This is a genomic window from Pseudomonas sp. WS 5027 (genome assembly GCF_012985695.1).
GTDB classification, from domain to species: Bacteria; Pseudomonadota; Gammaproteobacteria; order Pseudomonadales; family Pseudomonadaceae; genus Aquipseudomonas; species Aquipseudomonas hygromyciniae.
On the sequence record NZ_JAAQWU010000025.1, the window covers coordinates 23,216 to 45,768 of the forward strand.

A 22,553-nucleotide genomic window follows, 5' to 3' on the forward strand; every position below is an offset into this window, starting at 1 on the left:
ACGGCTCAAGTCCAGTAGGTGGAAAACATGCCCAGGCGCTGCTTGAGCGATTTGGGCAGGTAGCGTTCAAGGTGGCCGAGGCGATAGCCCAGCAATTTAAAGGCACTGCGCACCACCACTTCGGGCGCGCGGTGCAAGGCGTGGGCCTCGCGCAAGGCACGTAGTTCGGCCAGTACATAGCGTTTACCTTCGCCGCCGGCGTCGCCGAACGCTTGGCGAATCCACGGCTCGCGGCCGTAGAACACACCAATGTCGAAGTAGCGGTGAAATTCATCCATGAGTCGGTAATCGTGGGAGTGATAGACCCGGGCGCTGGCGGCGTACTGCACCTTCCAGCCCGCCAGCAGCATGCGTGCGGCGACGTAGGCGTCCTCGCTGCCGATCACATCGGCGGGGAACCCGTCCACGGCCTGCAGGGCGCTGCGCCGGTACACGGAAAACGAGTCGGAGCTAAAGCATGTCTTGATCCCCAACTGCGGCGCATCGGCCAGGCTTTTGCTGCGGCTGTGCGCCGGGTAATTGAAGTGCCGCGACTGCGCCCCCAGCACACCCGCGCCGGGGTGCGGCAGTTGCCGGCCGTAGGCAACACCATTGAGCGGGTCCAGTTGCAGCTCTTCGAGCAGCTTGGCGAAGGTCTCGGGTTCGGCCGGAATCGCGTCCTGGGTCATCACGATCAGGGCGTCGCCGCCCACTTGTTCGCTGGCCCAGCGGCGGGTGCCGCCGTGGTTGAAGTGGCGTGCGTCGATCACTTCGACACGGGCGCCGAACTCGCGAAAGCGCGCCACCGTGTCGTCGCTCGACGCGCTGTCGACCACCAGCATTTCGTCGGGCTGCAGGGTTTGCATGCGCAGCGCCGGCAGCAGCCGGTCGAGGTGGCTGGCGGCGTTGCGGGTCGGGATGATCAGGGAGGTACGCATCAGGGCTGGGGCTCGCCGGCGGGCGCGCGGCCGTAGATATCGTCGAAGCGCACGATGTCGTCCTCGCCCAGGTACTCGCCGCTCTGCACCTCGATCATCACCAGGTCGATGATGCCGGGGTTGGTCAGGCGGTGTTTGTGCCCGGCGGGAATATAGGTGGACTCGTTCATATTGAGCAGGATCTCGCGCTCGCCATTGGTGATCATGGCCGCGCCGCTGACTACCACCCAGTGTTCGCTGCGGTGATGGTGCATCTGCAAAGACAGCGACGCCTTGGGCTTGACCACGATGCGCTTGATCTTGAAGCGGGTGCTTTCCTCCAGCACCGTATAGGTGCCCCAGGGTCGGGTGACGGTGCGGTGCAGGCTGAATGCCGGGTGGTTCTGGCGCTTGAGCTCGGCGACGATATGGCGCACGTCCTGGCTGCGGTTGGCGTCGGCAATCAGCAGGGCGTCGGGGGTGTCGACGATGATCAGGTCGCGCACCCCGACCGCCCCCAACACGCGCTTGGGCGAGTCGATGTAGCAGTTGTGCACGTCGTGCAGGATCGCTTCGCCATTGATCTGGTTGCCGTTGTCGTCGCTGGGGGTCAACTGGCGCACGGCCTCCCAAGAGCCGATATCGCTCCAGCCAATGTCACAGGGCACCACGGCGACCTGGGCGGATTTCTCCATCAGGGCCACGTCGATGGAGATGTCCGGCGCGCTGCCAAAACCTTGCGGGTTCAGTTCGCGCTGGCGGCTGCTGCTGTTCTGCAGGCTGGTGCTGTGCGCCAGCGCGGCTTTGGCGGCGTCCAGCACGGCTGGCGCGTGGGTCGCCAGTTCTTCGAGCACGCTGGCGGCCTTGAAGCAGAACATCCCGGCATTCCACAGATGCTTGCCGCCATCCAGGTAGCCTTGGGCGGTGGCCAGGTCGGGTTTTTCGACGAAGCGCTGGACGCTGAAGCCTTGGGCCAGGGCTGTGCCTTGTTCGATATAGCCAAAGCCCGTTTCGGGGCGGTCGGGCTGGATGCCGAAGGTCACCAGGTAACCCGCTTCGGCCAATTCACGGGCCTGGGCCACGGCCTGGGCGAAGGCGCTTTCATCGAGGATCAGGTGGTCGGCAGGCATCACCAGCAACAGTGCGTCGCCGCCGAAAAACTCTTGCACATGCAGGGCCGCGACCGCGATGGCGGCGGCGGTGTTGCGGCCAAACGGTTCGAGCAGCAGGTCCAGGCCCAATTGGGCCGTGTTGACCGCGCGGTAATCGTCCAGGGTGCGAAACAGCAGGTCGCGGTTGGTCACCGTCAGCACGCTGTCGACCCCCGGCAGGTGGCTGGCGCGCAGGAAGGTTTTCTGCAGCAGGCTCTGGTCGTCGCGCATACGCATGAACGGCTTGGGCATGTTCTGCCGCGAAACCGGCCACAGCCGCGTGCCCGAGCCACCGGAAATGATGCAGGGAATCAATCCGTTGAGGGGGTTCATCAATAGACTTCCTTGGTGGAAAGGACGGCCGGGACCGTCATGAAAACGATGTAAAGGTCAAACCACACCGACCATTTGGCGATGTATTCCAGGTCGTATTCGACCCGTTTCTGAATCTTGAACAGGGTGTCGGTTTCACCGCGGTAGCCATTGATCTGCGCCCAACCGGTGATGCCTGGCTTGACCCGGTGGCGCGAGCTGTACTCGCTGACGGCTTCCTCGAAAGGAATCCCGGCGGCCTTGGTGGCCGTGGCATGGGGGCGTGGGCCGACCATCGACATGTTGCCCAGCAGCACGTTGAACAGTTGGGGCAGCTCGTCGATGCTGGTCTTGCGAATAATCCGCCCGACGCGGGTGATGCGCGGGTCGAGGCGGGTGGTCTGGCATTCGGCATTGCGGTCGGTCTGGTCGACGTACATCGAGCGGAACTTGAACACCCGGATCAGGTTGTCGTTGTAGCCATAGCGCTTCTGGCGAAACAGCACCGGGCCCTTGGAGTCGAGTTTGATGGCGATGGCCGTCACCAGCATGATCGGCGACAACAGCAGCAGCCCGGCACTGGCCAGCAGCAGGTCTTCGCAGCGCTTGATAAAGGGTGACCAGCCGCGCAGTGGCAGTTGCGAGGTGTTGAACATCAGGATGCCGCCGACATCGGTGATGCGGTTGTGGCCATAGCGCAGGGCGGCCATGTCGGGCACCAGCATGACGTTGACCGACATCTGCCGCAGGCGCTTGACCAGCCCGTTGATGCGCTGCTCGGCGGCCCAGGGCAGGGTGATCATTACCTGGTTGACCTGTTCGGACCTGATCAGCTTTTCCAGGTCGCGGGTGTTGCCCAGCAACGGCAGGTTGCTCAGTTCGTTGGGGATGCGTTCGGTGCGGTCGTCGATAAAACCGATCAGGCCGGAGCGGATATCACTGTTGCGCGACAAGTGTTCGGCCACATGCACGGCGGTGTCGGTAAAGCCGAGGATCACCGTGCGCTGCAGGAACTTGCCGTTTTTCATCAGGTTGCGATACAGGCGCAGCATCAGGATGCGTTCCACACCAAACAACAGCAGGCTCAGGGTGAACCAGAACATCAGGTTGCGCGGGCTCAACTGCGGGAACAGCAGCAGGATCTGGTACATGAACAGCAGGATGCAAAAGGCGGAGATCCAGGCGACCAGCATGACGCGAAAACGCAGGCGGTTGCTGAACAGGTCCTCGGAGTACACCCCCAGGGCCTGGAACAGAATGATGGTCAGGATCGCAAAGAACAGCAGCAGGCCCAGGTAGTGGCTACGCATTTGCGGGTCCACCGGATCCGGATAGAACAACAGGATCATCGCCGGCAGGACCGCCGTCAGGCCGTGCAGTAATTTGACGAAAACCACAAAGAATTCAACAAAGCCGGTACGAGTCAGGAACAGGCTGTCGACTGACGACTTCTCACGCATAAATCATCCCTCAATGCACCACCAGGACTTCCCTGTTCGGTTGCTCATCCATAAGGCAGTTGCTTACAAGTGGCGCAACGCGAACGAATGCTTTCGCTGGGTAAAGCGCAATTACCTGTCTGCTCGCAGGTATTCTTGCAAAGTAATGGCTAAATGATGGCTCCTTTTGATTTGTTCGTCAAGGTTTTGACTTTTATCAAGGTGGTTGCCGTCGAGTTTCATAAGATACTCTTGTTGTGACGGATTGTTGACATGTTTTGCCGGTATTCTCAGATTTATCGAGAATAAGTGATGGCTTTTTGGAGTGTAGAAACAAAAATCGGAATTATCCTGCCGGGCAGGAAAACCTTTTTTGACAGAGGGATAGGAGCCGGCTGGCCGGCCCCTACAGGGGGATGGGGATCAGAAGTCGCCCTTGAGACTCACGGTGAAGTTACGCGGCTCGCCATAGAAGTTACCCCAGGAGTCGGTCCCGACGGTCTGGTAGTAGTTTTTGTCGAACAGGTTGTTGCCGTTCAGTGCCACGGTCCAGGTGTTGTCCACCCGATAGGCCAGGCGCGCGCTCCACAAGGCGTAGCCGGGTTGTTCCAGCTTGATTGTCTGGAGCCGGTAGTTGCTGCTTTGGGCACTGACGCCGCTGCCCACTGTCCATTTCGACAGGGCGCCGTCCAATTGGTAGTCACCCCATAGCCGGAACATATGCCGTGGCACATAGCTGGTGGAGGCCCTGCCTTCGGCCTGCGTGTCGATGTTGTTGAGGGTCTTGGTCTGGGTGTAGGTATAGCCGCCGAAGACTTGCAGGCGTTCCAGCAGTTCACCGCTGATCTCGGCCTCCAGACCCTGGGCGCGGACCTTGCCGGTGTCGGTGTAGCAGTAACCGTCGGCCGAGGTGCCGCACTGGGTGAGGTAGTCGGTTTGGGCAGCGTTTTTCTCGATGGCGCGGAACAGTGCCAGGGAGCTGTTGAGGCGCCCGTCGAACCATTCGCCCTTGATCCCCAGTTCGTAGTTCTCGCCGATCTTCGGCTTCAGGGCCGCGCCGCTGACGGTGGCGTAGGAGCTTTGAGGCTGGAAGATATCGGCGTAGCTGGTGTAGACCGACAGGTTGTCGTTGAGGTCATAGATCAACGCGGCGAAGGGTGTGACTTCGCCGGTTTCCTTGGTGCGCGCATCCTGTACGCTCCACTCGCCCCAGGCCAGGTTGTTCGATTGGCGGCGGTTTTCGAACCAACTGACGCGGCTGCCGACCACCAGCAGCAACGGCTCGGTCAGACGCAGGCGCAGGGTGGCGTAGGTGCCGTATTGAGTGGCGGTTTCCTTGACCGTGCCGCCGCGGTACATGTTTGGCCAGAACGTGTCGTCCGCCGGCTCCGGCAGGTGGTGATTGGGTTGGTAGAGGGGCTGGCGCTGGGGCAGGTTGCGGATCGCGTACACATCGTCCTGGCTGCCACGGCTGCCGTTGGCACCGAGGATCAGTTCATGCTCCAGGCCAAAGGCTTCGAACTTGCCGTCGATGTAGGCGTCCAGGCCGTAGTCCTTGTGATCGTAGTCAAACAGCGCGGCGTAGCTGTTGGCCGTGGGGGCCGGGTCGCCATAGGCCACGGTACCTTGGCTGGCGGCGTATTTGATGTCTTGCAGGTTGCGGCTGTGGACCGCGCTGACCTTGAGTTTCCAGTCGTCATTGAAGTGGTGGGTCAGGTCGGCGAACAGGGTGCTGCGCCGACTTTGCCAGTCATTCCAGGATTGGCCCAGGCACGTGGAGCGGCTCAGGCCGATGCTCTTGCCATCGCTGTAGCGCGGGATGCCGCCCCAGCAGGGCGTGGCATCGACGTCTTCGTAGCTGGCGCCGAAACCGAGGGTGGTATCGGGGGTGATATCCATGTCCAGGGCGGTGTAGAACGCCTGGTCCTGGCGCTTGGCGATATCCATGTAGGAAGCACGATTCTGCTGGCTGACCGCCGCCCGGCCGCGCACGGTGCCGCTGTCATTGAGCGGGCCGCCGGTATCCACTTCTGCCTTGTAGTTATCCCAGGTGCCGGCCGAAAGCGCGAGGTGGGTGGTGGGCTTGTCCTGGGGCCGCTTGCGCACAAAATTCACCGCGCCACTGGCGGTACCGGCGCCCTTGAGCATGCCGGCAGCACCCTTGAGCACTTCCACGCGGTCGTAGATCGCCATGTTGGCGCTGAAGCTGTCGGCCTGAACATAATCCTTGCCCATGTCCAGCGGCACGCCGTCGTACTGGTACTGCCCGAGCATCTTGAAACCCCGGGAGTAGAAGTACTTGCCGCCCATAGGCGATTCGTAGGTGGTGATCCCCGGCGTACGTTCCAGTAATTCATCAATGGTGTTGATGTTCTGGTCATCCATAAACGTGCGGGTCATCACACTCACCGATTGCGGGGTTTCCCGCAGGCTGTGTTGGCCCTTGCCAATGGTCACGGCGCCTGTGGTGTAGGAACCACTGCCCTCGGTGGTGGCGCCCAGGCGCTCGCCGGTGATGGTGGTGGCGCCTAGGTTCAGCGCGTCGGTTTGGCCCGTCGCTGGCAGCAGGAGCCAAGTGTTGTCGCCCTGGCGCTGGGCTTGCAGGTCCTGGCCCTGGAGCAGTTGGCCCAGGGCCTGCGGGCTGTCGAATGCGCCGGTCAGGCCCGAGCTGGTTTTGCCGGCCACGCTGCTGGCGTCATAAGACAGGCTGATGCCGGCCTGGCGGGCGAACTGGTCAAGGGCGCTGGCCAGTGGGCCGGGGGCAATATTCCAGGTGCGCGTCTGGCTGTCGCGAGTCGGCTCCTGGGCCAGGGCGGTGCCGGGCAGGGTGCTTGCCAGGCAGGCACAGAGCAGGGCGGCGTTGATGGCTTGGCGCAGGGGGGAACGCTGTGAGGGGAACGCTTGCATGAGCGCGGGTTGCTCCTGAAGGAAGTGGACAGAACGGGCCTGTTGATCGGCCTTTCCTTACAGGTCGAACGGCAATGAGAATTCACCTCATTTATTTTTCACGAGCGGGCGGTGCGCGGGGTAACCGTGACCCAATAGCGGCTGCGATAGGTGACACTGACCGGCAATGCCTGGGCGACCAAGGCCAGCACTTGATCGGTATCGCCCACCTGATAAGTGCCCGACACGCGCAGGCCGGCGACGGCCTCGCTGCAGCGCAACAAGCCGTGGCGGTAGCGGCCCAGTTCGCTGAGGAAGTCATCCAGGCGCATGTCGCGGGCGCTGATCACGCCGTCGCTCCAGGCCCAGGGGTCGAGGCCGTTGGCGGGCGGGGGATGAATCCCGTCGCGGTTGAACAGCACCTGTTCGCCGTGCTTGACCACCTGGCGGGCATTGCCTGATAGACGGTCGGCAAACACCGCGACGCTGCCCTGTTGCACGGCGAGCAGGGTGCCTTGAGGCTCCTCGCGCACCATAAAGCGCGTGCCGAGCGCCCGCAGATAACCGTTGTGGGTCTGTACCCAGAAGGGCCGTGGCGAACGGCCGTCGCGGCCGGTATCGATCAGCATCTGGCCCTGGCGCAGTTGCACCAGGCGTTGTTCGCGGTTGAACGAGGTGTCGATGGCGCTGGCGCTGTTGAGTTGGATACGGCTGCCGTCATCCAGGCTGATCCAGCGCTGTTCACCGGTGGTGGTGCGGTACTCGGCCAGCAGGCTGGGCAGCGGCGTGTAGTCGCGGCCCAGCCAGGTCAACCCGGCGCTACCGGCCACCAGGCCCAGCAGCTTCAAGCTCTCGCGGCGGCTGATCCGCCGGCGAGCGCTGTCCAGGGTCTGGCGACTGAGGTGGGCGGGCAGATGGCGCAAATCATCATTCATCGTCGCGACCCGCTGCCAGGCCTGCTGGTGCTCGGTGCTGCTGGCCAGCCAGCTTTCGAACGCGGCGGTGCTGGCGTCATCGGCGGTGTTGAAACGCAGCTTGATCATCCATTCAATGGCCTGGTCCACCAGGCGCGGATCAGCAGTCGGCATAGCGCAACCGATAACAGGCATGCAGCGCCTTGGCCAGGTCGCGTTCCACGGTGGCCTTGGACACGCCCAGACGCAGGGCGATCTGCGGGCAGGTCAGGCCGTCCAGTTGCGCCAGCAAAAATGCTTCGCGCACCCGTGGCTTGAGCTGGTCCAGCAGGCGGTCAATGCGCTCCAGGCTGTCGAGGATCAACAGGCGGGTTTCTGGCGAAGGGGCTTCGTATTCGGGGAAATGGGCCAGGCTGTCGAGATAGGCGCGTTCCAGTTCGCGCCGCCGATACTGGTCGATCATCAGGCTGCGGGCGATGCTGCTCAGGTACGCCCTGGGTTGCAGCAAGCTCTGCTGCTTGCGGCTATTGAGCAGGCGTACGAAGGTTTCCTGGGCCAGGTCGGCGGCATGCTCGCGACAGCCGGTACGCTGCTTCAACCAGCCGCGCAACCAGGAATGGTGGGTCTGGTAGAGCTGGCCGATTGCCGCATGATCCGGAGGGTAGTCGCTCGACATGGTCGTCCTGGCGCAGGCGTCTTAATTGATAACGGTTCGCATTCTAGGCGTGGCCTGTGGGATTGGGCAATCACCTATCTTCAGCTACCGCGCCGGCAAGCTGGTATCGGTGGCGCAGGTAGGACTAATCTACGGTTTTCCCTGGCGGATGAGCTGAGCATGATCGATCTCGCAACCCTGGCGGTTTTCTCCGGTTCCGTACTGCTGTTGTTGCTGTCGCCCGGGCCGAACATGGCCTTTGTCATCAGCCATGGCGTGAGCTACGGCTGGCGGGGTGGGGTAGCGGCTGGCCTGGGGATCGGCGTGGCGGACCTGCTGCTGACCGCACTGACCGCAACCGGCGTCACCGCCCTGGTGGCCAGTTGGCCCCCGGCCTTTGACCTGATTCGCTATGCCGGCGTGGTCTACCTGCTGTGGCTGGCGTTCAAGACCCTGCAGAAAAAACCGTCCCTGGACACCGCCCAGGTTGTGCGGGTACGCCTGGGCGGGGTGTTTATGCGCGCCATGCTCAACAGCCTGCTCAACCCCAAGGCGCTGCTGTTTTTCATGGTGTTCCTGCCGCAGTTCGTCAAGCCCGAGGCCGGCCCCATTGCCCTGCAACTGGTGCAACTGGGCTTGGTCCTGACGTTGATTGCAGGCGTGTTTCACGCAGTGCTGGGGGTGTTTGGCGGGGCGATCAGCCGGTTTTTCGCTGGCAGTGAAAAGACCGCAGGCCTGCAAAAATGGGGGCTGGCCACGGTGTTGACGTTGCTGGCCGTGCGCCTGGCGTTGATGCCGCGCACGGTGTAGCGGGCTTGTTGTGGCGAGCGGGCTTGTCGGAACGCCGCATCGCCCGCGCTGGGTGGCGGAGCCGCCCCAGAACCTGCCGGCGCGGTATGTCTGAAACAACCGCGGTGCCTGGAGTGGGGCTGCTACGCAGCCCAGCGCGGGGCAAGCCCGCTCGCCACAGGGTAAGTCGTCAGTTTCTGAAAGTTATGTAGATACCGATGGTCATCCCAGGCAAGCCCGCACAAGGGGAAAAGTCCGGTCTTCAGCCCAGCCGCGCCGCTGCCCTTGCGGTGATTTCGGCGCGGGTCTTGCGTGATTGCGCGGTGCGTTTGTTGGCCTCGTCCAGCACTGGCCGTGGCGCGGTGTCTGGGCGCCCGGCGTTGAAGGGCGGGGCCGGCGCATATTCGAGTTGCAACTGCACCAGTTGCGCGGCCGCCTCGCCGTACAACTCGGCGGCCAGGGTCAGGGCAAAATCGATCCCCGCCGTAATGCCGCCACCGGTAAACAGATTGCCGTCGCGCACCACGCGTTCCTGTATCGGGATCGCGCCCAGGGTGGCCAGCATGTCGTGATAGGCCCAGTGCGTAGTAGCCCGCCGCCCGCGCAGCAAGCCCGCCGCACCCAACACCAGCGAGCCGGTACACACCGACGTCACATAGCGTGCGGTCTGGGATTGTTGGCGCAAAAAGCCCAGGGTCGGCTCATCTTCCATCAACGGTCCTACCCCTGAACCGCCCGGTACGCAGATCACATCCAGCACCGGGCAGTCGTCGTAAGTGATGGTTGGACAGAGCACCAACCCGCTGCTGGAAGTGAGTGGCGCCAGGTCTTTCCAGATCAGGTGCAGCTTCACATCCGGCAATGACGCCAGCACGTCGTAGGGCCCGGTGAGGTCCAGTTGCTGGATACCGGGGAACAACACAAAGCCGATCTGCAAGGTCATGGTGAAACTCCAGGAAAGAGGATGGACGGCTTCACTCTAGTGGCCTAGGCTTTGGCGCATACGCCATTGAGCCCACGAATCACGCCAATCATGCCGAAAATCATCCATGTACTCGCCTTTGCCAATGTGCAGGTGCTCGACGTCACCGGCCCCTTGCAGGTGTTTGCCTCGGCCAATGACCTGGCGCGCCAGCAAGGCTTGCCGTTGCCCTATGCGGTCAACGTGATTGCCGCCCAGGCCGAGCCGGTGATGACATCCGCCGGCTTGGCCCTGGTGGCCGAGCCGTTACCTGCTACCGAGACGCCCTGTGACACCCTGGTGATCGCCGGCGGCTGGGGGGTGTATGGCGCCGCCGAAGATCCGGGCCTGGTGGAGTGGGTGCGGAACAAGGCCAGGCACTCTCGGCGCGTGACGTCGGTGTGTACCGGCGCATTCCTGCTGGCTGCCAGTGGCCTGTTGGACGGTTGCCGTGTCGCGACCCACTGGACGCGCTGCGAGGAACTGGCGCGCAAATACCCCAGGCTGCAGGTCGAGGCCAACCCGATTTTTATCCAGCAGGGGGCGGTCTGGACCTCGGCGGGGGTCACCGCCGGTATCGATTTGTGCCTGGCCCTGGTGGAAGAGGACCTGGGCCGCGCGGTGGCCCTGGAGGTGGCGCGGCACTTGGTGGTGTTTCTCAAGCGCCCCGGTGGGCAGTCGCAGTTCAGCGTCACCCTGTCCCTGCAAAAGGGCGGCAGCCGCTTCAGCGAGTTGCATGCGTGGATTGCCGAACACCTGCACCTGGACTTGAACATCCCGACCCTGGCGGCGGCGTGCGGCATGAGCGAACGCAGCTTCGTGCGCCATTACCGCGCCGAAACGGGGCAGACTCCAGCGCGAGCAGTCGAGTTGATCCGCGTGGAAACCGCACGCCGGCAACTGGCCGACAGCGCCGTAGCGATCAAGCGCATCGCCGCGCAATGTGGTTTTGGCAGCGAAGAAACCATGCGCCGCAGTTTTCTGCGCGCCTTGTCGATCACTCCGCAGGTTTACCGCGAGCGGTTTTCGGCGCCGGCTTGAGTCAGCTCAATGCTCGTGTGACAGCAGTGAAAACACCTGCAGGTCCTGATAACACCCCGCCCAGAACCCGGCCTCGCGCAGCACGCCCTCGCGAGTAAAGCCCAAACGTTCCAGCAACGCCTGTGACGGCCGGTTTTGGGGGTGAACCAGCGCTTCGACACGATGCAGTTGCATCTGCGCAAAGCCCCAGTCGAGCACGCTGCGCAGGGCCTCGCTCATCAAGCCGTGCCCCCGGGCCGACGGCGCCAGCTCGCAGGCCAGGGCGCAACTGTTCCAGTGGCGATTCCATTTGAACAGCCCGCAGGTGCCGATCAACCTGCCGTCATGCTCCAGGCCCCAGCGCGTGCCCGGATTGGCCTGGGTGCGCCATTGGGCGAAGGTGGTTATCAGGGTGTGGGCCTGGGATAGGTCGGTCATGGGGTCGATGCCAAACCAAGGCATGGCCTCGGCATCGCGATAGATCGCGAACAGCGCCGGGGCGTCGTTGGCGGTCAACTCCCGCAGTTGCAAGCGTTCGGTGCAGAGGGTGGGGAAGCTATTCAAGTCGAGTTGCCTGGTTGGCGGGAGTCATGCTCGTTCCTTGAGCACAGGAGCAGCGGTATATACCTGGCTTTTTTCGATTGTGAAAGAAGTCGAGGTTCTGTGCTGCCGATGGCGAGCGGGCTATTGTGGCAAGCGGGCTTGTTGTGGCGAGCGGGCTTGCCCCGCGTTGGGCTGCGGAGCAGCCCCAATAGGGTCACCGAGTTCCATCAGGCAGACCGCGATAGCAGGTTTTGGGGCCGCTTCGCAGCCCAGCGCGGGGCAAGCCCGCTCGCCACAACAAGCCCGCTCGCCACAGTCAGTGAGCCCAGCTCTGTAAAACCAGAGGATCAAGGCTGCCACACCGTTTTCTCCCCACTCAACTTACGATCCAGAAACGTCGCCGCGCTGATCAACGCCAAATGACTCAAGGCTTGCGGCGTGTTGCCCAAGTGTCGCGCCTGGCTGTCGAATTCCTCGGCATACAATCCCAGCGGGTTGGCATAGCGCAGCAGTTGCTCGAATTCCAGATGGGCCTTTTCCACTTGGCCTGCGCGAGCCAGGCATTCGACGTACCAGAATGAGCAGGCAGTAAACGCTCCCTCAGTGCCTTGCAGGCCATCAATCTGGCTGTCGTCATTGCGGTAGCGGTACACCATGCCGTCGCGCACCAGGCTTTTTTGGATGGCCTCCAGGGTCGACAACCAGCGTGGGTCGGTGGCCGCCACGAAGCGCACCAGTGGCATCAATAGCATCGAACCATCCAGGGCGGTGCTGCCGATGTGCTGCACGAAATGCCCGCGTTCCTCGTTCCAGAAGTTGTTCCAGATATCTTCATATATCGCCTGGCGGGTCTGGTCCCAGCGGGCGAACGGTGCCGGCAGCGAACGCTTGGAGGCCAGGCGGATCGCGCGGTCGAGGGCGACCCAGCACATCAGCCGTGAGTGCAGGAAGTGATGTTGCTCGCCGCGCATTTCCCAGATGCCGACGTCTTTCTGGTTCCAGGTCTCACACACCTGATCGACCACTTCCAGGGTGTGTTTCCAGCCCTCATGGGAGATGGCTTCGCCGTATTTGTTGACCAGGTACACCGCGTCCATCAGTTCGCCAAAAATATCCAGTTGCACCTGATCATAGGCCTCGTTGCCAATGCGCACCGGTTGCGCGCCGCCATGGCCGCTGAGGTGGGTCAACTCGGTTTCCGGCAACTGTTGGCGGCCGTCGATGCCATACAGGATGTTGATTTTCATCGGCTGCCCGCAGCAATCGCTGACGCGCCCGCGCAACCAGCGCATGTAGTCATTGGCTTCCTGGACAAAACCCAGGCGCATAAAGGCGTAGACGGTGAACGAGGCGTCACGGATCCAGGTGTAGCGGTAGTCCCAATTGCGTTCGCCGCCGGGGGTTTCCGGCAGGCCGAAGGTGGCGGCTGCGAGGATTGCGCCGTGCTTGCGCGAGGTCAGCAGCTTTAGGGCCAGGGCCGAGCGATTGACCATTTCCCGCCAGCGCCCGCGGTAGTTGGACTGGGCCAGCCAGCCGCGCCAGAACGCCAGGGTGCGCTGCAAGCACAGGTCGGTACCGCTGCTGTCGACGCGCACATCGTCCAGGCCGCCAAGGACAAATTCGGCACCTTGGTCCTGGTCCAGGGTAAAGCAGGCGACGGCGGCATCGTCCTCGATCTTCATGGGCAGGCTGCTGGCCAGGCGCAGGCTGGGCAGGCCTGGCGCCTCGAAGCACACATCAGCGTTATCCGCCGTGGCCCGAGTGGGCGCCCGGGCATAGTCATGACGTACCGCGCAGCGCATATGCAGGGTGGCCTTGCCGCTGACCACCCGCACACGGCGTATCAACAGGGGCAGGTCATCGACGTCGTCGCTGATGCTCAGCAGGTCGGTGATTTCCACCACCGCCTCATCGCTCAGCCAGCGGGTTTGCAGGACATTGGTGTCCGGCAGGTAGATCTGCTCCCGGCGCGCCTGGGGCAGGTCCGGGGTCAGTTGGAAGATCCCGGCGGCGGGGGAGTCCAGCAGTGAGCAGAAGATCGATGGGCTGTCGAATTCCGGCCAGCAGAAAAAGTCGATGCTGCCTTGGTCGTTGATCAGCGCTGCACTGCGCATATCGCCGATGATGCCGTGGGCATCGATGGCGCTTTGAGCTTCGTTTTTCAGATCAACCATTGTCTTTGAACTCCGGATAGAGACTCATGCCGCCGTCGATAAACAAGGTGCTGCCCACCACATAGTCGGAGGCATCACTGGCCAGCCAGACCACGGCGTTGGCCACATCTTCGACGTCACCGACGCGGCCATAGGGGATCAGTTTCAGCAGCGCCTGCTCGGCATCGCCCTCGGTGGCGGCGCGGTTGATCGCCGTGCGGATCGCCCCCGGCGCGATGCCGTTGATGCGGATCCGTTGGTGGCTGACTTCCTGGGCGAGGCTGCGCATCAACATTTCGACGCCGCCCTTGGAGGCGGCGTAGTTGACGTGGCCGGCCCATGGGATCAACTGGTGCACCGAACTCATATGGATGATCTTGCCAGCGGCCCGGGATACCCCCGCTCGCACGCCCTGGCGGTTGAAAATACGCAGGGCGGCGCGGGCGCAGAGGAACTGGCCGGTGAGGTTGACGCCGATCACCGCGTTCCACTGCTCAAGGGTCATGTCACTGATGGCGGCGTCTTTTTGCAGGCCGGAATTGGCCACCAGAATGTCGAGATGACCGAAGGCGTCCAGGGTCTGCGCAAACAGGCGCTCGACGTCATCCTCCCTGGACACATCGGCGCCGATGGCCAGGGCCCGGCCACCGCCCTGGTTGATCTGCGCCGCGAGGGCCTGGGCGGGCTCTGCCTGGCGGTTGTAGTTCACCACCACCGCCGCGCCGGCCGCGGCCAAAGCCCTGGCGGCGCCCGCGCCGATGCCGGAGCTGGCGCCGGTGACCACGGCCACTTGTTGTTCCAACGAGATGCGCATTGTCCACCCAACCTTTTTTCCAGGAGTCCATTGAGCTGACTGACCGTGCGCGGCACAAGTTCAGTGGTTTGTCTGGAATGCGACGATGGCTGTCTATATCTATCGTTTTCGCCAATGGGCTTTTAGTTAGAATCACCGGCTTAACGACGTGAGACGCTGCCCATGACAACTGCGCACCGGCCCTGGCTTGAGGCTTATGCCGACAACTACCGCAACGACGAAGTGGTCCATCCCCATTGTCATACCCAGGCGCAACTGATTCACGGCGTCACCGGGGTGATGGTGGTCAGTACGGCCCAGGGCAGTTGGCTGGTGCCGTCCGGGCATGCGTTGTGGGTCCCGGCCGAGACGCCCCACGAAATTCGCATGGCCGGCGAGGTGCACATGCGTACGTTGTTTCTTATGCCCGAGGTGGAGCCTAGTCTTGGGCGCACTTGTCAGGTGATCGAGGTTTCAGCGCTGCTGCGGGAGCTGATCGTGGCCGCCACACTGATTGCCGGTCAGGTCAACAACCCGCGCCTGCTGGCGATGGTGGAGTTGATCCGCATGGAGTTGCTGGCCGCGCCGGTGGTGGCCATGCACGTGCCGGTGCCCGGCGACGCACGGCTGGCCAGGTTGTGTACGCGGTTTATCCGCAACCCGGCCGATGACAGCAGCCTGGAGTCCTGGGCCGACACCCTGAACATGAGTGCGCGCACCCTCAGCCGGATTTTCCAGCGTGAGCTGGGCATGAGCTTTGGCGAGTGGCGCAAGCGTGCGCGCCTGGCGTTGAGCCTGAAGTTACTGGCTCAGGGCGCTTCCATCCTGGAAGTTGCACTGGAACATGGTTATCAAAGCCCCAGCGCGTTCAGTGCGATGTTCCGTCGTTCGCTGGGGTATCCGCCGAGTCATTTCCGCCCCGGGGCCTGATGTTGCTTCATGTAACCCTATTGTCCATTTGGCGACGATACATGGCCCTGGCGCGGGCGAATCTGCCAGGGCGCATGCCTAATCTGCAAAGCTCATTCTTCAGCGAGCTTTGTGATGCCCAGCCTTGTCGTTCATCCCCCCACTAGCAATCGATTCCCGGCAGCCCTGACCCTGCTTTTGCTGGGCGCGCTGGCCGGATGCAGCGGCCTGCCCGACGAACCAGCAGCGCAGTTGATGGCCCAGGCGACAGCGCAATTGTCCAGCGGGTCGGCAACCCAGGTGCTGCCCCAGCGCTGGTGGCAGCTTTACCGCGACCGGCAGCTGGATCTGTTGGTCGAGCAGGCCTTGAACCACAACAAAGACCTTGAGGCCGCCGCCGCTCACGTCGACGCGTTGCTCGCCCGCCTGGAGCAGGTCGACAGCCAGCGCCAACCCTCGACCTTGCTGACTTACGGCGTGGGCTACGGCCGCAGCCGCGACGACCAGACCCTGGCCCAGGCAACCGGTGAACGTGCCGATGCCGAGTGGAGCCATGCTCCCGGATTCTCCCTGAGCTACACCCTGGACCTGTGGGGCGAAGTGCGTTATCGCCTGGCCGCCGCTCGCGCCAATGCGGATGCGGCGCGGGCGCTAGAAGATGAATGGCGGGTGATGGTGGCCGCGCAGACCACACGGGCCTATGCCCAGGCGTGCGTCTATGCCTTCAGCAGCCAGGCGCAGCGTCATTCGGTGCAGGTGTTGGAGCGCAGTGTCGAAGTCACTCGCAAACTGCAGGAGGCCGGCGCGGCCACCGCCCTGGACCTGGCGCGCCTCAATGGCCTGCTGGAAGAAACCCGTGCGCCGTTGCCCATGTTGACTGCCCGCCATCAGGCAGCCCTGTATGAATTGACCGTGCTAAGTGGCATGCGGCCCCAGGACGTGGCCCGCAACAGCTGTGCCCGGCCTCCGCAATTGCAGGCGCCGCTGCCCGTGGGAGATGGCTGGGCGCTGGTGCAGCGGCGTGCCGATATCCGGCGTGCCGAGCGCCAACTGCAAGCGGCCACACTGGCCATTGGCGTCGCCCGCACCGAACTGTACCCGCGGGTGACGTTCGGTGCCGCATTGGAGTCTTCCGCGAGCAGCCTGGGCAAGTTGGGGGACAGTGAGGCGCTGGTGTATTCCGTGGGGCCGTTGCTGTCCTGGCGCTTTCCCAATCGCGGTGTCGCCCAGGCCCAGGTGGGGCAGCGCCGGGCCCAGGCGCGCGAGGCCCAGGCGCGTTTCGACGCCACGGTGCTCAGCGCGTTGAAACAGGTCGAACAAGCCCTGGCGCTGTACCAGGGCGAGCAGCAGCGCCACCAGGCCCTGCAAGCCGCGCTGGACAACAGCCAGCAGGCATTTGAGCTGGCTACCCGCAGTTACCGGGCCGGTGCCCTCGATGCCCTGCAATTGCTCGACAGCGAGCGCAGCCTGGTCAGCCTGCAGGCCACCCTGGCCCAGGCCGACCTGCGCTTGATCAACCGCCAGATCGACCTGTTCCAGGCTCTGGGTGGCGGCTGGCAACGTGACGATCAACCCCAACCCTTACCCCTTGCTGCCCTTGGAGCCAAGCCATGAACCAGGCTGTTGAACCCGCCATCCTGCAATCCACTCCCAGCTTGATGCAGCGCCATCGCCGCGCACTGCTCACAGGCGCATCCCTGGCGACGCTGCTGGGGGTGGGGCTGTTTGCCGGGTATTGGTGGCAGTGGGGGCGATTCCTTGAAGAGACCGACGACGCCTACGTGCGCGCCGACTGGGTCGCGGTCAGCCCGCGCATCGCCGGCTACGTGGCTCAGGTGCTGGTGGAGGACAACCAGCCGGTCAAGGCGGGCGATGTGCTGGTGCAACTGGATGACCGGGACTTTATCGAACAGTTGCGCAGCACCGAGGCGAAGTTGCAGCAAGCCCGGGCAGCGGCGACGGCGCGCCAGTCCAGCCTGCATACCCTGGACGCACGGTTGGGCGAGCAGCAGCAACGCATCGCCCAGGCCCAGGCGGCCTTGAATAGCAGCGAGGCCGAGGCCCATCGTGCTCGCCTGGACTACCTGCGTTATCGCGATTTGGTGGACCAGCAGATTGCTACCCGTGAGCGCCTGGAAACTGCCAGTGCCGGCCAGGCCAAGGCGCTGGCGGCGGTTAACCAAGCCCACGCCCAAGTGGCCCGGCAGCAGGCGCAGTGCCAGGTCCTGCAGGCGCGTCGCCAACAGGCCCAGGCGCGTATCGCCGAATCCCAGGCCCGGGTGGGCGAGGCCCAGGCCAATCTGGCCCTGGCCCGCAATGCCTTGAATGACACGGCGATCCGCGCGCCGTTCGACGGGGTGGTGGGCCAGCGCAAGGTCCGTCGCCAGCAGTATGTGATGCCAGGCCTGCCGTTACTGGCGGTGGTGCCGGTGGAGCAGGCCTATGTGATCGCCAACTACAAGGAAACCCAGTTGCAGCACATGGCGCCGGGGCAATCGGTGGATATTGCGGTGGACAGTTTTGCCGGCCAGCGCTGGCGCGGCCAGGTGGAAAGTATCGCGCCCGGTTCCGGCGCGGTGTTCGCCTTGTTACCGCCGGACAACGCCACCGGCAATTTCACCAAGATTGTGCAGCGCTTTCCGGTGAAGATCCGCCTGGTCGTGGATGAGGCCAATGCCCCCGCGATCTTGCCGGGGATGTCGGTGATCGCCACGGTGGATACCCGTCCGGCCCGCCAGCAGGACAGTTCCCATGGTGGCTGACGCGCGCAGCACCTCGACGGTATCGTTTCGCGCCTGGGTCGCGGTGATCGGTGGTCTGTTCGGTTGCTTCATGGCTGGCATGAACGTGCATGTCACCAGTGCCGCGCTGCCGGAAATCGAAGGGGCCCTGGGGGCTACGTTTGAGGAGGGTTCGTGGATTTCCACGGCCTACCTGGTGGCGGAAATCATCATGATCCCGCTCACCGCGTGGCTGGTGCAGGTGTTCTCGTTGCGGCGGGTGATGCTGTGGGGCTCTGGGGTCTTTCTGGTGGCCTCGGTGGCCTGCTCGATGGCGCCGAACCTGCCGGTGATGATCATCATCCGGGTGATCCAGGGGGCGGCGGGGGCGGTGCTGATTCCGTTGTCGTTCCAGTTGATCATCACTGAACTGCCCGCCAGCAAGATTCCGTTGGGCATGGCGCTGTTCAGCCTGGCCAACAGTGTGGCCCAGGCCGCAGGGCCGTCTATTGGTGGCTGGCTGACCGATGTCTATTCGTGGCGCTGGATCTTCTACCTGCAACTGTTCCCCGGCATCGCGCTGTTGGCGGCAGTGGCCTGGTCCATCGATCGCCAACCGATGAACCTGGGGTTGTTGCGCCAGGGCGACTGGCTGGGCATCGCGTGCATGGTGCTGGGCCTGGGGGCGTTGCAGATCGTGCTGGAGGAGGGCGGGCGCAAGGATTGGTTCGGCTCGGCCTTTATTGTATGGATGAGCCTGGCGGCGGTGGTCGGGCTGGCAGGGTTTATCAGTCGCCAATTGTGGGGCAGCAAAAGCTTTATCAACCTGCGGTTGTTGGCGCACTACAACTTTGGCGTGGCCAGCGTGGCGATGTTTATCTTCGGCGCCAGTACCTATGGCCTGGTGTTTCTGGTGCCCAACTACCTGTCCCAGATGCAGGGCTATAACGCCAGCGAAATTGGCATCAGCCTGATTGCCTACGGCATGGTGCAACTGGTGCTGGCGCCGTTCCTGCCACGGCTGATGAAGTGGTTGAGCGCGAAAATCCTCGTGGCTTCAGGTTTCGCGATCATGGCGTTGGGCTGTTGGATGGGCGCGCATTTGTCGGCCGACAGCGCTAGCAACGTGATCATCCCCTCGATCGTGGTGCGCGGCATCGGCCAGCCGTTGATCATGGTGGCGCTGTCGGTACTGGCGGTGCATGGGCTGGCCAAGGCCGAGTCTGGCTCCGCTTCGGCGGTATTCTCGATGTTGCGCAACCTGGGCGGCGCCGTGGGCACGGCCTTGCTGGCACAGTTGGTAGTGGTGCGCGAGCAGGTGCATTCGGCGCGGATCGGTGAGTCGCTGAACATTTTCGAGCCAGCCTTGCAGCAACGCTTGCCGGGCGGCGGTTTGCTACAGGAACAATGGCCGGAGCACCAGCAGGTGCTGGGGTTGCTGGACCAGAGCGTACGGCACCAGTCATTTTTGATGGCTTACAGCGATGCGTTTTACCTGGCGTGTGTGGCGTTGACGTTGTGTGCGGTGGCGGCGCTGTTGTTGCGGCGTACCTGAGCCTCGTTTCCAGGGGGTAGTTGTGGTGAGGGGCCTACTGTGGTGAGGGGGCTTGTTGTGGCGAGGGGGCTTGTCCCCCGCTGGGTTGCGCAGCGACCCCAAAAAATGGGCCTGCTGCGCAGTCCAGCGGGGGACAAGCCCCCTCGCCACAACAGGCCCGCCTTGCCACCGCAGTCAGGCCACAGGCTTCAAGCCCCGAAGCAGCAGATCCAAGCCTTGCAGCGCTTGCTCCAGGCATTCATCCGGGTGTTCGGCGTGGGCAATCCATTGCGCCGTATCCACCAGGCTGCCATTGATCAATCGGGCCAGCGCCAGGCTGGGAGCCTGTTCAATCAATCCGGTTTGCATCAACCCCTCCAGCAGCCGGCGCAAGGATTCGATGCATTGCTGCTGGGCACCGACGTCAGCACCCAGTACCGCCGGTGCATCTTGCAGCACAATGCGCTGGATTTCCGGGTCCTGGGCCATGCGCAGATAAGCGCGGCAGCGTTCGCAAAAACCGTCCCAGGAGTTTATGGCCTGGGCACTGATTTGTTGCAGGTGCTCATCCATTTCGCCGTCGAGTTGCGCGACGACCGCCGCCAGTAGCCCTTTTTTGTCGCCAAAGTGATGGTACAACGCCCCTCGCGTGAGGCCGGCGCGGGCGGTGAAATCGTCCATCGAGGTATTGGCAAAACCTTGGGTCGCAAAGGCGTGGCGGGCGCTGGCTAGCAAGCGGGCGCGGGTTTCTTCGATCATCTCGGCGCGGGCTCGGCTCATGGAAAACGCTCGTTCTAGTCGGATGGGTAGTTGACATACGCTGCGTATGTTACTCATGATTTGTCACATACGCACCGTATATCTTTTGCCCGGATTGCATTGAATGGCAAGCTCCAGGGCTCCCAGCAAGAGGTCACGCACCATGGCAAACCCCTACGCCGAGTTGTTCCAGGCGCCAGGTTCCAGGGCTTTTGTATCGGCCGGCATGCTCGCGCGCATGCCGATTTCCATGACCGGTATCGGGTTGATCACCATGTTGTCCCAACTGCGTGGTGGTTATGGGCTGGCGGGCGCGGTGGCGGCCACCTTTGCCTTGGCGACGGCGTTTTGCGCGCCCCAGGTTTCACGGCTGGTAGACCGTTACGGTCAGGGCCGCGTATTACCGGTGGCGGCCATGATTGGCGGGGGAGCGTTGCTGCTGTTGCTGCTGTGTACCCGCTTGCAGGCGCCGGATTGGACCCTGTTTATCTTTGCCGCACTGGCCGGTTGCATGCCCAATATGTCGGCCATGGTGCGTGCGCGCTGGACCGAGATCTATCGTGGTCAGCCCCGGTTGCAAACCGCCTTTGCCCTGGAATCGGTGCTTGATGAGGTGTGCTTTATCCTTGGTCCGCCGTTATCGGTGGGGCTGTGCGTGCTGCTGTTTCCCGAAGCCGGGCCGCTGGTGGGCGCGATCTTGCTGGCGGTCGGTGTAACCACCTTCGTTCTGCAAAAACAGACTGAACCGGCGATTCACGCACAGCTTGAGCAGCAGGGCCGCTGGTTGATCACCCAGCCTTCGGTATTGGTGTTGATGATCCTGCTGATGGCCATGGGCACCATTGTCGGTGTGGTGGACGTGGTCAGCGTAGCGTTCGCCCAGCATCAGGGCCAACCGGCGGCGGCGAGCATTGTGCTGTCGGTGTATGCCATTGGCTCGTGCCTGGCGGGGCTGGCTTTTGGTGCGTTGAAATTGCATATGCCGTTGCCCCGGCAGTTCCTGCTCTGTGGCCTGGCCACGGCGTTGACCACGCTGCCGTTATTGTGGGTGGGGGATATCCTCGGGCTGGCGCTGGCGGTGTTTGTGTCCGGGTTGTTTTTTGCGCCGACGCTGATTGTGTCCATGGCGCTGGTGGAGCGGGTCGTGCCCCCCAGCCGTCTGACCGAAGGCATGACCTGGCTGATCACCGGCCTGAGCATCGGCGTGGCCATCGGTGCGGCAAGTTCCGGCTGGATGATCGATCAATATGGCGCCCCCAGCGGGTTCTGGGTGGCGCTGATGGCCGGTGCGGTGGTGCTGGCGGCCGCCGTGTTGGGCTACCGCCGCCTGGGATGAGTCACCCCAGGGCGGGGTGACTGTCCGTAGCGTGATGACGCAGGAACTCGTTCAACGCCTGGCGCGTCAGGTCGTTGAGCGTGACCTTTTTCTGCGTCGCCGCCAGCGCCGCGGCCAGGTGCAGATCATGGCCGACCCGCACATTGAATGAGCCTTTGCATGGTTTTTCCGGTGCCTGGCCGAGTGTCTGGCACGTAGCCAGGTAATCCTCCACGGCTTCGCGAAAGGCCGCTTCCAACTGGGCCACGGTCTGGCCTTCGTAGCTGACCAGGGCGCGGATAAACAGCAGCTTGCCGAACAGGCAATTGTCCTCGACGCTGGCTTCTATGGAGCCGATGTAGCCTTTGTGTTTCAACTGGTTGCTCATTGAAGCAAGCCTCCTGATTCCAACTGTTCAATGATCTGGCGCCGAATGTAGTGTTTCAGCTCATTGCCAGGGTGGGGCTTGTGCAGGGTGATCATTGCACTCGGGTCGCCGATGTCGAACTTGACGCGGCTCCCAGCCCCTTCGATTTGTCGATAACCCAGCCAGCCCAGCAACGTGATGAGCTCAGGCCAGGTAAATGCCATCTGCAGGTTGAGCAGTTTGGCGAGCAGCTTTTCATTTTTGGACACGGCGTTCCCTGCGTGTAACTAAATGTAGTTGCAAATGTGGTTGTGCGTCAATGATAGGACCTCTTCGCGGGCTTCTCCCGGCTTTGATGTAACGCCCGATGACTGCACTCGCCTGCGCTAATTTTTCCCGTCTGGATTCGTTTTATAGGGACGACGTGCCTTTGTGCT

The 22,553-nt window shown here is 63.0% G+C and carries 20 protein-coding genes; 7 read left to right on the plus strand and 13 right to left on the minus strand.

Annotation, left to right across the window (positions count from 1 at the left end; genetic code table 11):
• Positions 1–5 precede the first annotated feature (5 nt).
• The 6 genes from HBO09_RS24500 to HBO09_RS24525 form a co-directional block, all read right to left on the minus strand.
• Positions 6–917 carry a glycosyltransferase gene (locus HBO09_RS24500; RefSeq protein ID WP_169997586.1) on the minus strand — a complete coding sequence of 304 codons (912 nt, stop codon included), beginning with the start codon at positions 915–917 and terminating at the stop codon, positions 6–8.
• Positions 917–2,380 (minus strand): mannose-1-phosphate guanylyltransferase/mannose-6-phosphate isomerase, encoded by a 1,464-nt coding sequence (locus HBO09_RS24505; protein ID WP_169997584.1) that lies wholly within the window; start codon positions 2,378–2,380, stop codon positions 917–919. Before HBO09_RS24505 ends, HBO09_RS24500 begins: the two co-directional genes overlap by 1 nt.
• Positions 2,380–3,819 carry an undecaprenyl-phosphate glucose phosphotransferase gene (locus tag HBO09_RS24510; protein ID WP_169997582.1) on the minus strand — a complete coding sequence of 480 codons (1,440 nt, stop codon included), beginning with the start codon at positions 3,817–3,819 and terminating at the stop codon, positions 2,380–2,382. The genes HBO09_RS24505 and HBO09_RS24510 overlap by 1 nt, the downstream gene beginning before the upstream one ends.
• 402 nt (positions 3,820–4,221) lie before the next feature.
• A complete protein-coding gene (locus HBO09_RS24515) occupies positions 4,222–6,705 on the minus strand; it encodes a TonB-dependent receptor (protein WP_169997580.1) in 2,484 nt (827 codons plus the stop codon).
• Positions 6,706–6,803: 98 nt separating this feature from the next.
• Positions 6,804–7,772, minus strand: a complete 969-nt coding sequence (locus HBO09_RS24520) for a FecR domain-containing protein (RefSeq protein WP_169997578.1) — start codon at positions 7,770–7,772, stop codon at positions 6,804–6,806.
• A complete protein-coding gene (locus tag HBO09_RS24525) occupies positions 7,759–8,274 on the minus strand; it encodes a sigma-70 family RNA polymerase sigma factor (protein ID WP_169997576.1) in 516 nt (171 codons plus the stop codon). Before HBO09_RS24525 ends, HBO09_RS24520 begins: the two co-directional genes overlap by 14 nt.
• Positions 8,275–8,433: 159 nt before the next feature.
• Here HBO09_RS24525 and HBO09_RS24530 point away from each other — a divergent pair, with 159 nt between their 5' ends.
• Complete coding sequence (locus HBO09_RS24530; RefSeq protein ID WP_169997574.1) at positions 8,434–9,063, plus strand: LysE family translocator; 630 nt, start codon at positions 8,434–8,436, stop codon at positions 9,061–9,063.
• A 241-nt stretch (positions 9,064–9,304) separates the two neighbouring features.
• Here HBO09_RS24530 and inhA read toward each other — a convergent pair whose 3' ends face one another.
• The gene (gene inhA, locus HBO09_RS24535) at positions 9,305–9,985 is read right to left on the minus strand and encodes an isonitrile hydratase (RefSeq protein ID WP_169997572.1); all 681 of its coding nucleotides are present in this window, start codon (positions 9,983–9,985) and stop codon (positions 9,305–9,307) included.
• 90 nt (positions 9,986–10,075) lie between these two features.
• Between inhA and HBO09_RS24540 the strand changes: the two genes are divergently transcribed.
• Entirely contained in the window at positions 10,076–11,044 is a 969-nt protein-coding gene (locus HBO09_RS24540) for a helix-turn-helix domain-containing protein (protein WP_169997570.1), read from the plus strand.
• A gap of 6 nt (positions 11,045–11,050) precedes the next feature.
• Here HBO09_RS24540 and HBO09_RS24545 read toward each other — a convergent pair whose 3' ends face one another.
• The 3 genes from HBO09_RS24545 to HBO09_RS24555 form a co-directional block, all read right to left on the minus strand.
• On the minus strand, positions 11,051–11,587 hold the full coding sequence (locus HBO09_RS24545) for a GNAT family protein (RefSeq protein ID WP_169997568.1): 537 nt from the start codon (positions 11,585–11,587) through the stop codon (positions 11,051–11,053).
• A gap of 326 nt (positions 11,588–11,913) precedes the next feature.
• Entirely contained in the window at positions 11,914–13,740 is a 1,827-nt protein-coding gene (locus HBO09_RS24550; RefSeq protein WP_169997566.1) for a glycoside hydrolase family 15 protein, read from the minus strand.
• A complete protein-coding gene (locus HBO09_RS24555; RefSeq protein ID WP_169997564.1) occupies positions 13,733–14,533 on the minus strand; it encodes a glucose 1-dehydrogenase in 801 nt (266 codons plus the stop codon). Before HBO09_RS24555 ends, HBO09_RS24550 begins: the two co-directional genes overlap by 8 nt.
• Positions 14,534–14,695: 162 nt before the next feature.
• Here HBO09_RS24555 and HBO09_RS24560 point away from each other — a divergent pair, with 162 nt between their 5' ends.
• The 4 genes from HBO09_RS24560 (at position 14,696) to HBO09_RS24575 (ending at position 19,696) form a co-directional block, all read left to right on the plus strand.
• Entirely contained in the window at positions 14,696–15,442 is a 747-nt protein-coding gene (locus HBO09_RS24560) for a helix-turn-helix transcriptional regulator (protein ID WP_169997562.1), read from the plus strand.
• Positions 15,443–15,556: 114 nt separating this feature from the next.
• Complete coding sequence (locus HBO09_RS24565; RefSeq protein ID WP_169997560.1) at positions 15,557–17,035, plus strand: TolC family protein; 1,479 nt, start codon at positions 15,557–15,559, stop codon at positions 17,033–17,035.
• Positions 17,032–18,183, plus strand: a complete 1,152-nt coding sequence (locus HBO09_RS24570; protein ID WP_169997558.1) for an HlyD family secretion protein — start codon at positions 17,032–17,034, stop codon at positions 18,181–18,183. The genes HBO09_RS24565 and HBO09_RS24570 overlap by 4 nt, the downstream gene beginning before the upstream one ends.
• The gene (locus HBO09_RS24575; protein WP_169997556.1) at positions 18,173–19,696 is read left to right on the plus strand and encodes an MDR family MFS transporter; all 1,524 of its coding nucleotides are present in this window, start codon (positions 18,173–18,175) and stop codon (positions 19,694–19,696) included. Before HBO09_RS24570 ends, HBO09_RS24575 begins: the two co-directional genes overlap by 11 nt.
• Before the next feature lie 174 nt (positions 19,697–19,870).
• On the opposite strand, the gene HBO09_RS24580 is transcribed toward HBO09_RS24575, so the two are convergent.
• Positions 19,871–20,455 carry a TetR/AcrR family transcriptional regulator gene (locus HBO09_RS24580; RefSeq protein WP_169997554.1) on the minus strand — a complete coding sequence of 195 codons (585 nt, stop codon included), beginning with the start codon at positions 20,453–20,455 and terminating at the stop codon, positions 19,871–19,873.
• 142 nt (positions 20,456–20,597) lie between these two features.
• Between HBO09_RS24580 and HBO09_RS24585 the strand changes: the two genes are divergently transcribed.
• Positions 20,598–21,770, plus strand: coding sequence for an MFS transporter (locus HBO09_RS24585; protein ID WP_169997552.1), 1,173 nt, complete (start codon positions 20,598–20,600; stop codon positions 21,768–21,770).
• Between the two features lies 1 nt (position 21,771).
• On the opposite strand, the gene HBO09_RS24590 is transcribed toward HBO09_RS24585, so the two are convergent.
• Together HBO09_RS24590 and HBO09_RS24595 are read right to left on the minus strand one after the other, a co-directional pair.
• On the minus strand, positions 21,772–22,137 hold the full coding sequence (locus HBO09_RS24590) for a type II toxin-antitoxin system HicB family antitoxin (protein WP_169997550.1): 366 nt from the start codon (positions 22,135–22,137) through the stop codon (positions 21,772–21,774).
• Positions 22,134–22,385, minus strand: coding sequence for a type II toxin-antitoxin system HicA family toxin (locus HBO09_RS24595; protein ID WP_169997548.1), 252 nt, complete (start codon positions 22,383–22,385; stop codon positions 22,134–22,136). Before HBO09_RS24595 ends, HBO09_RS24590 begins: the two co-directional genes overlap by 4 nt.
• Positions 22,386–22,553: the final 168 nt, after the last annotated feature.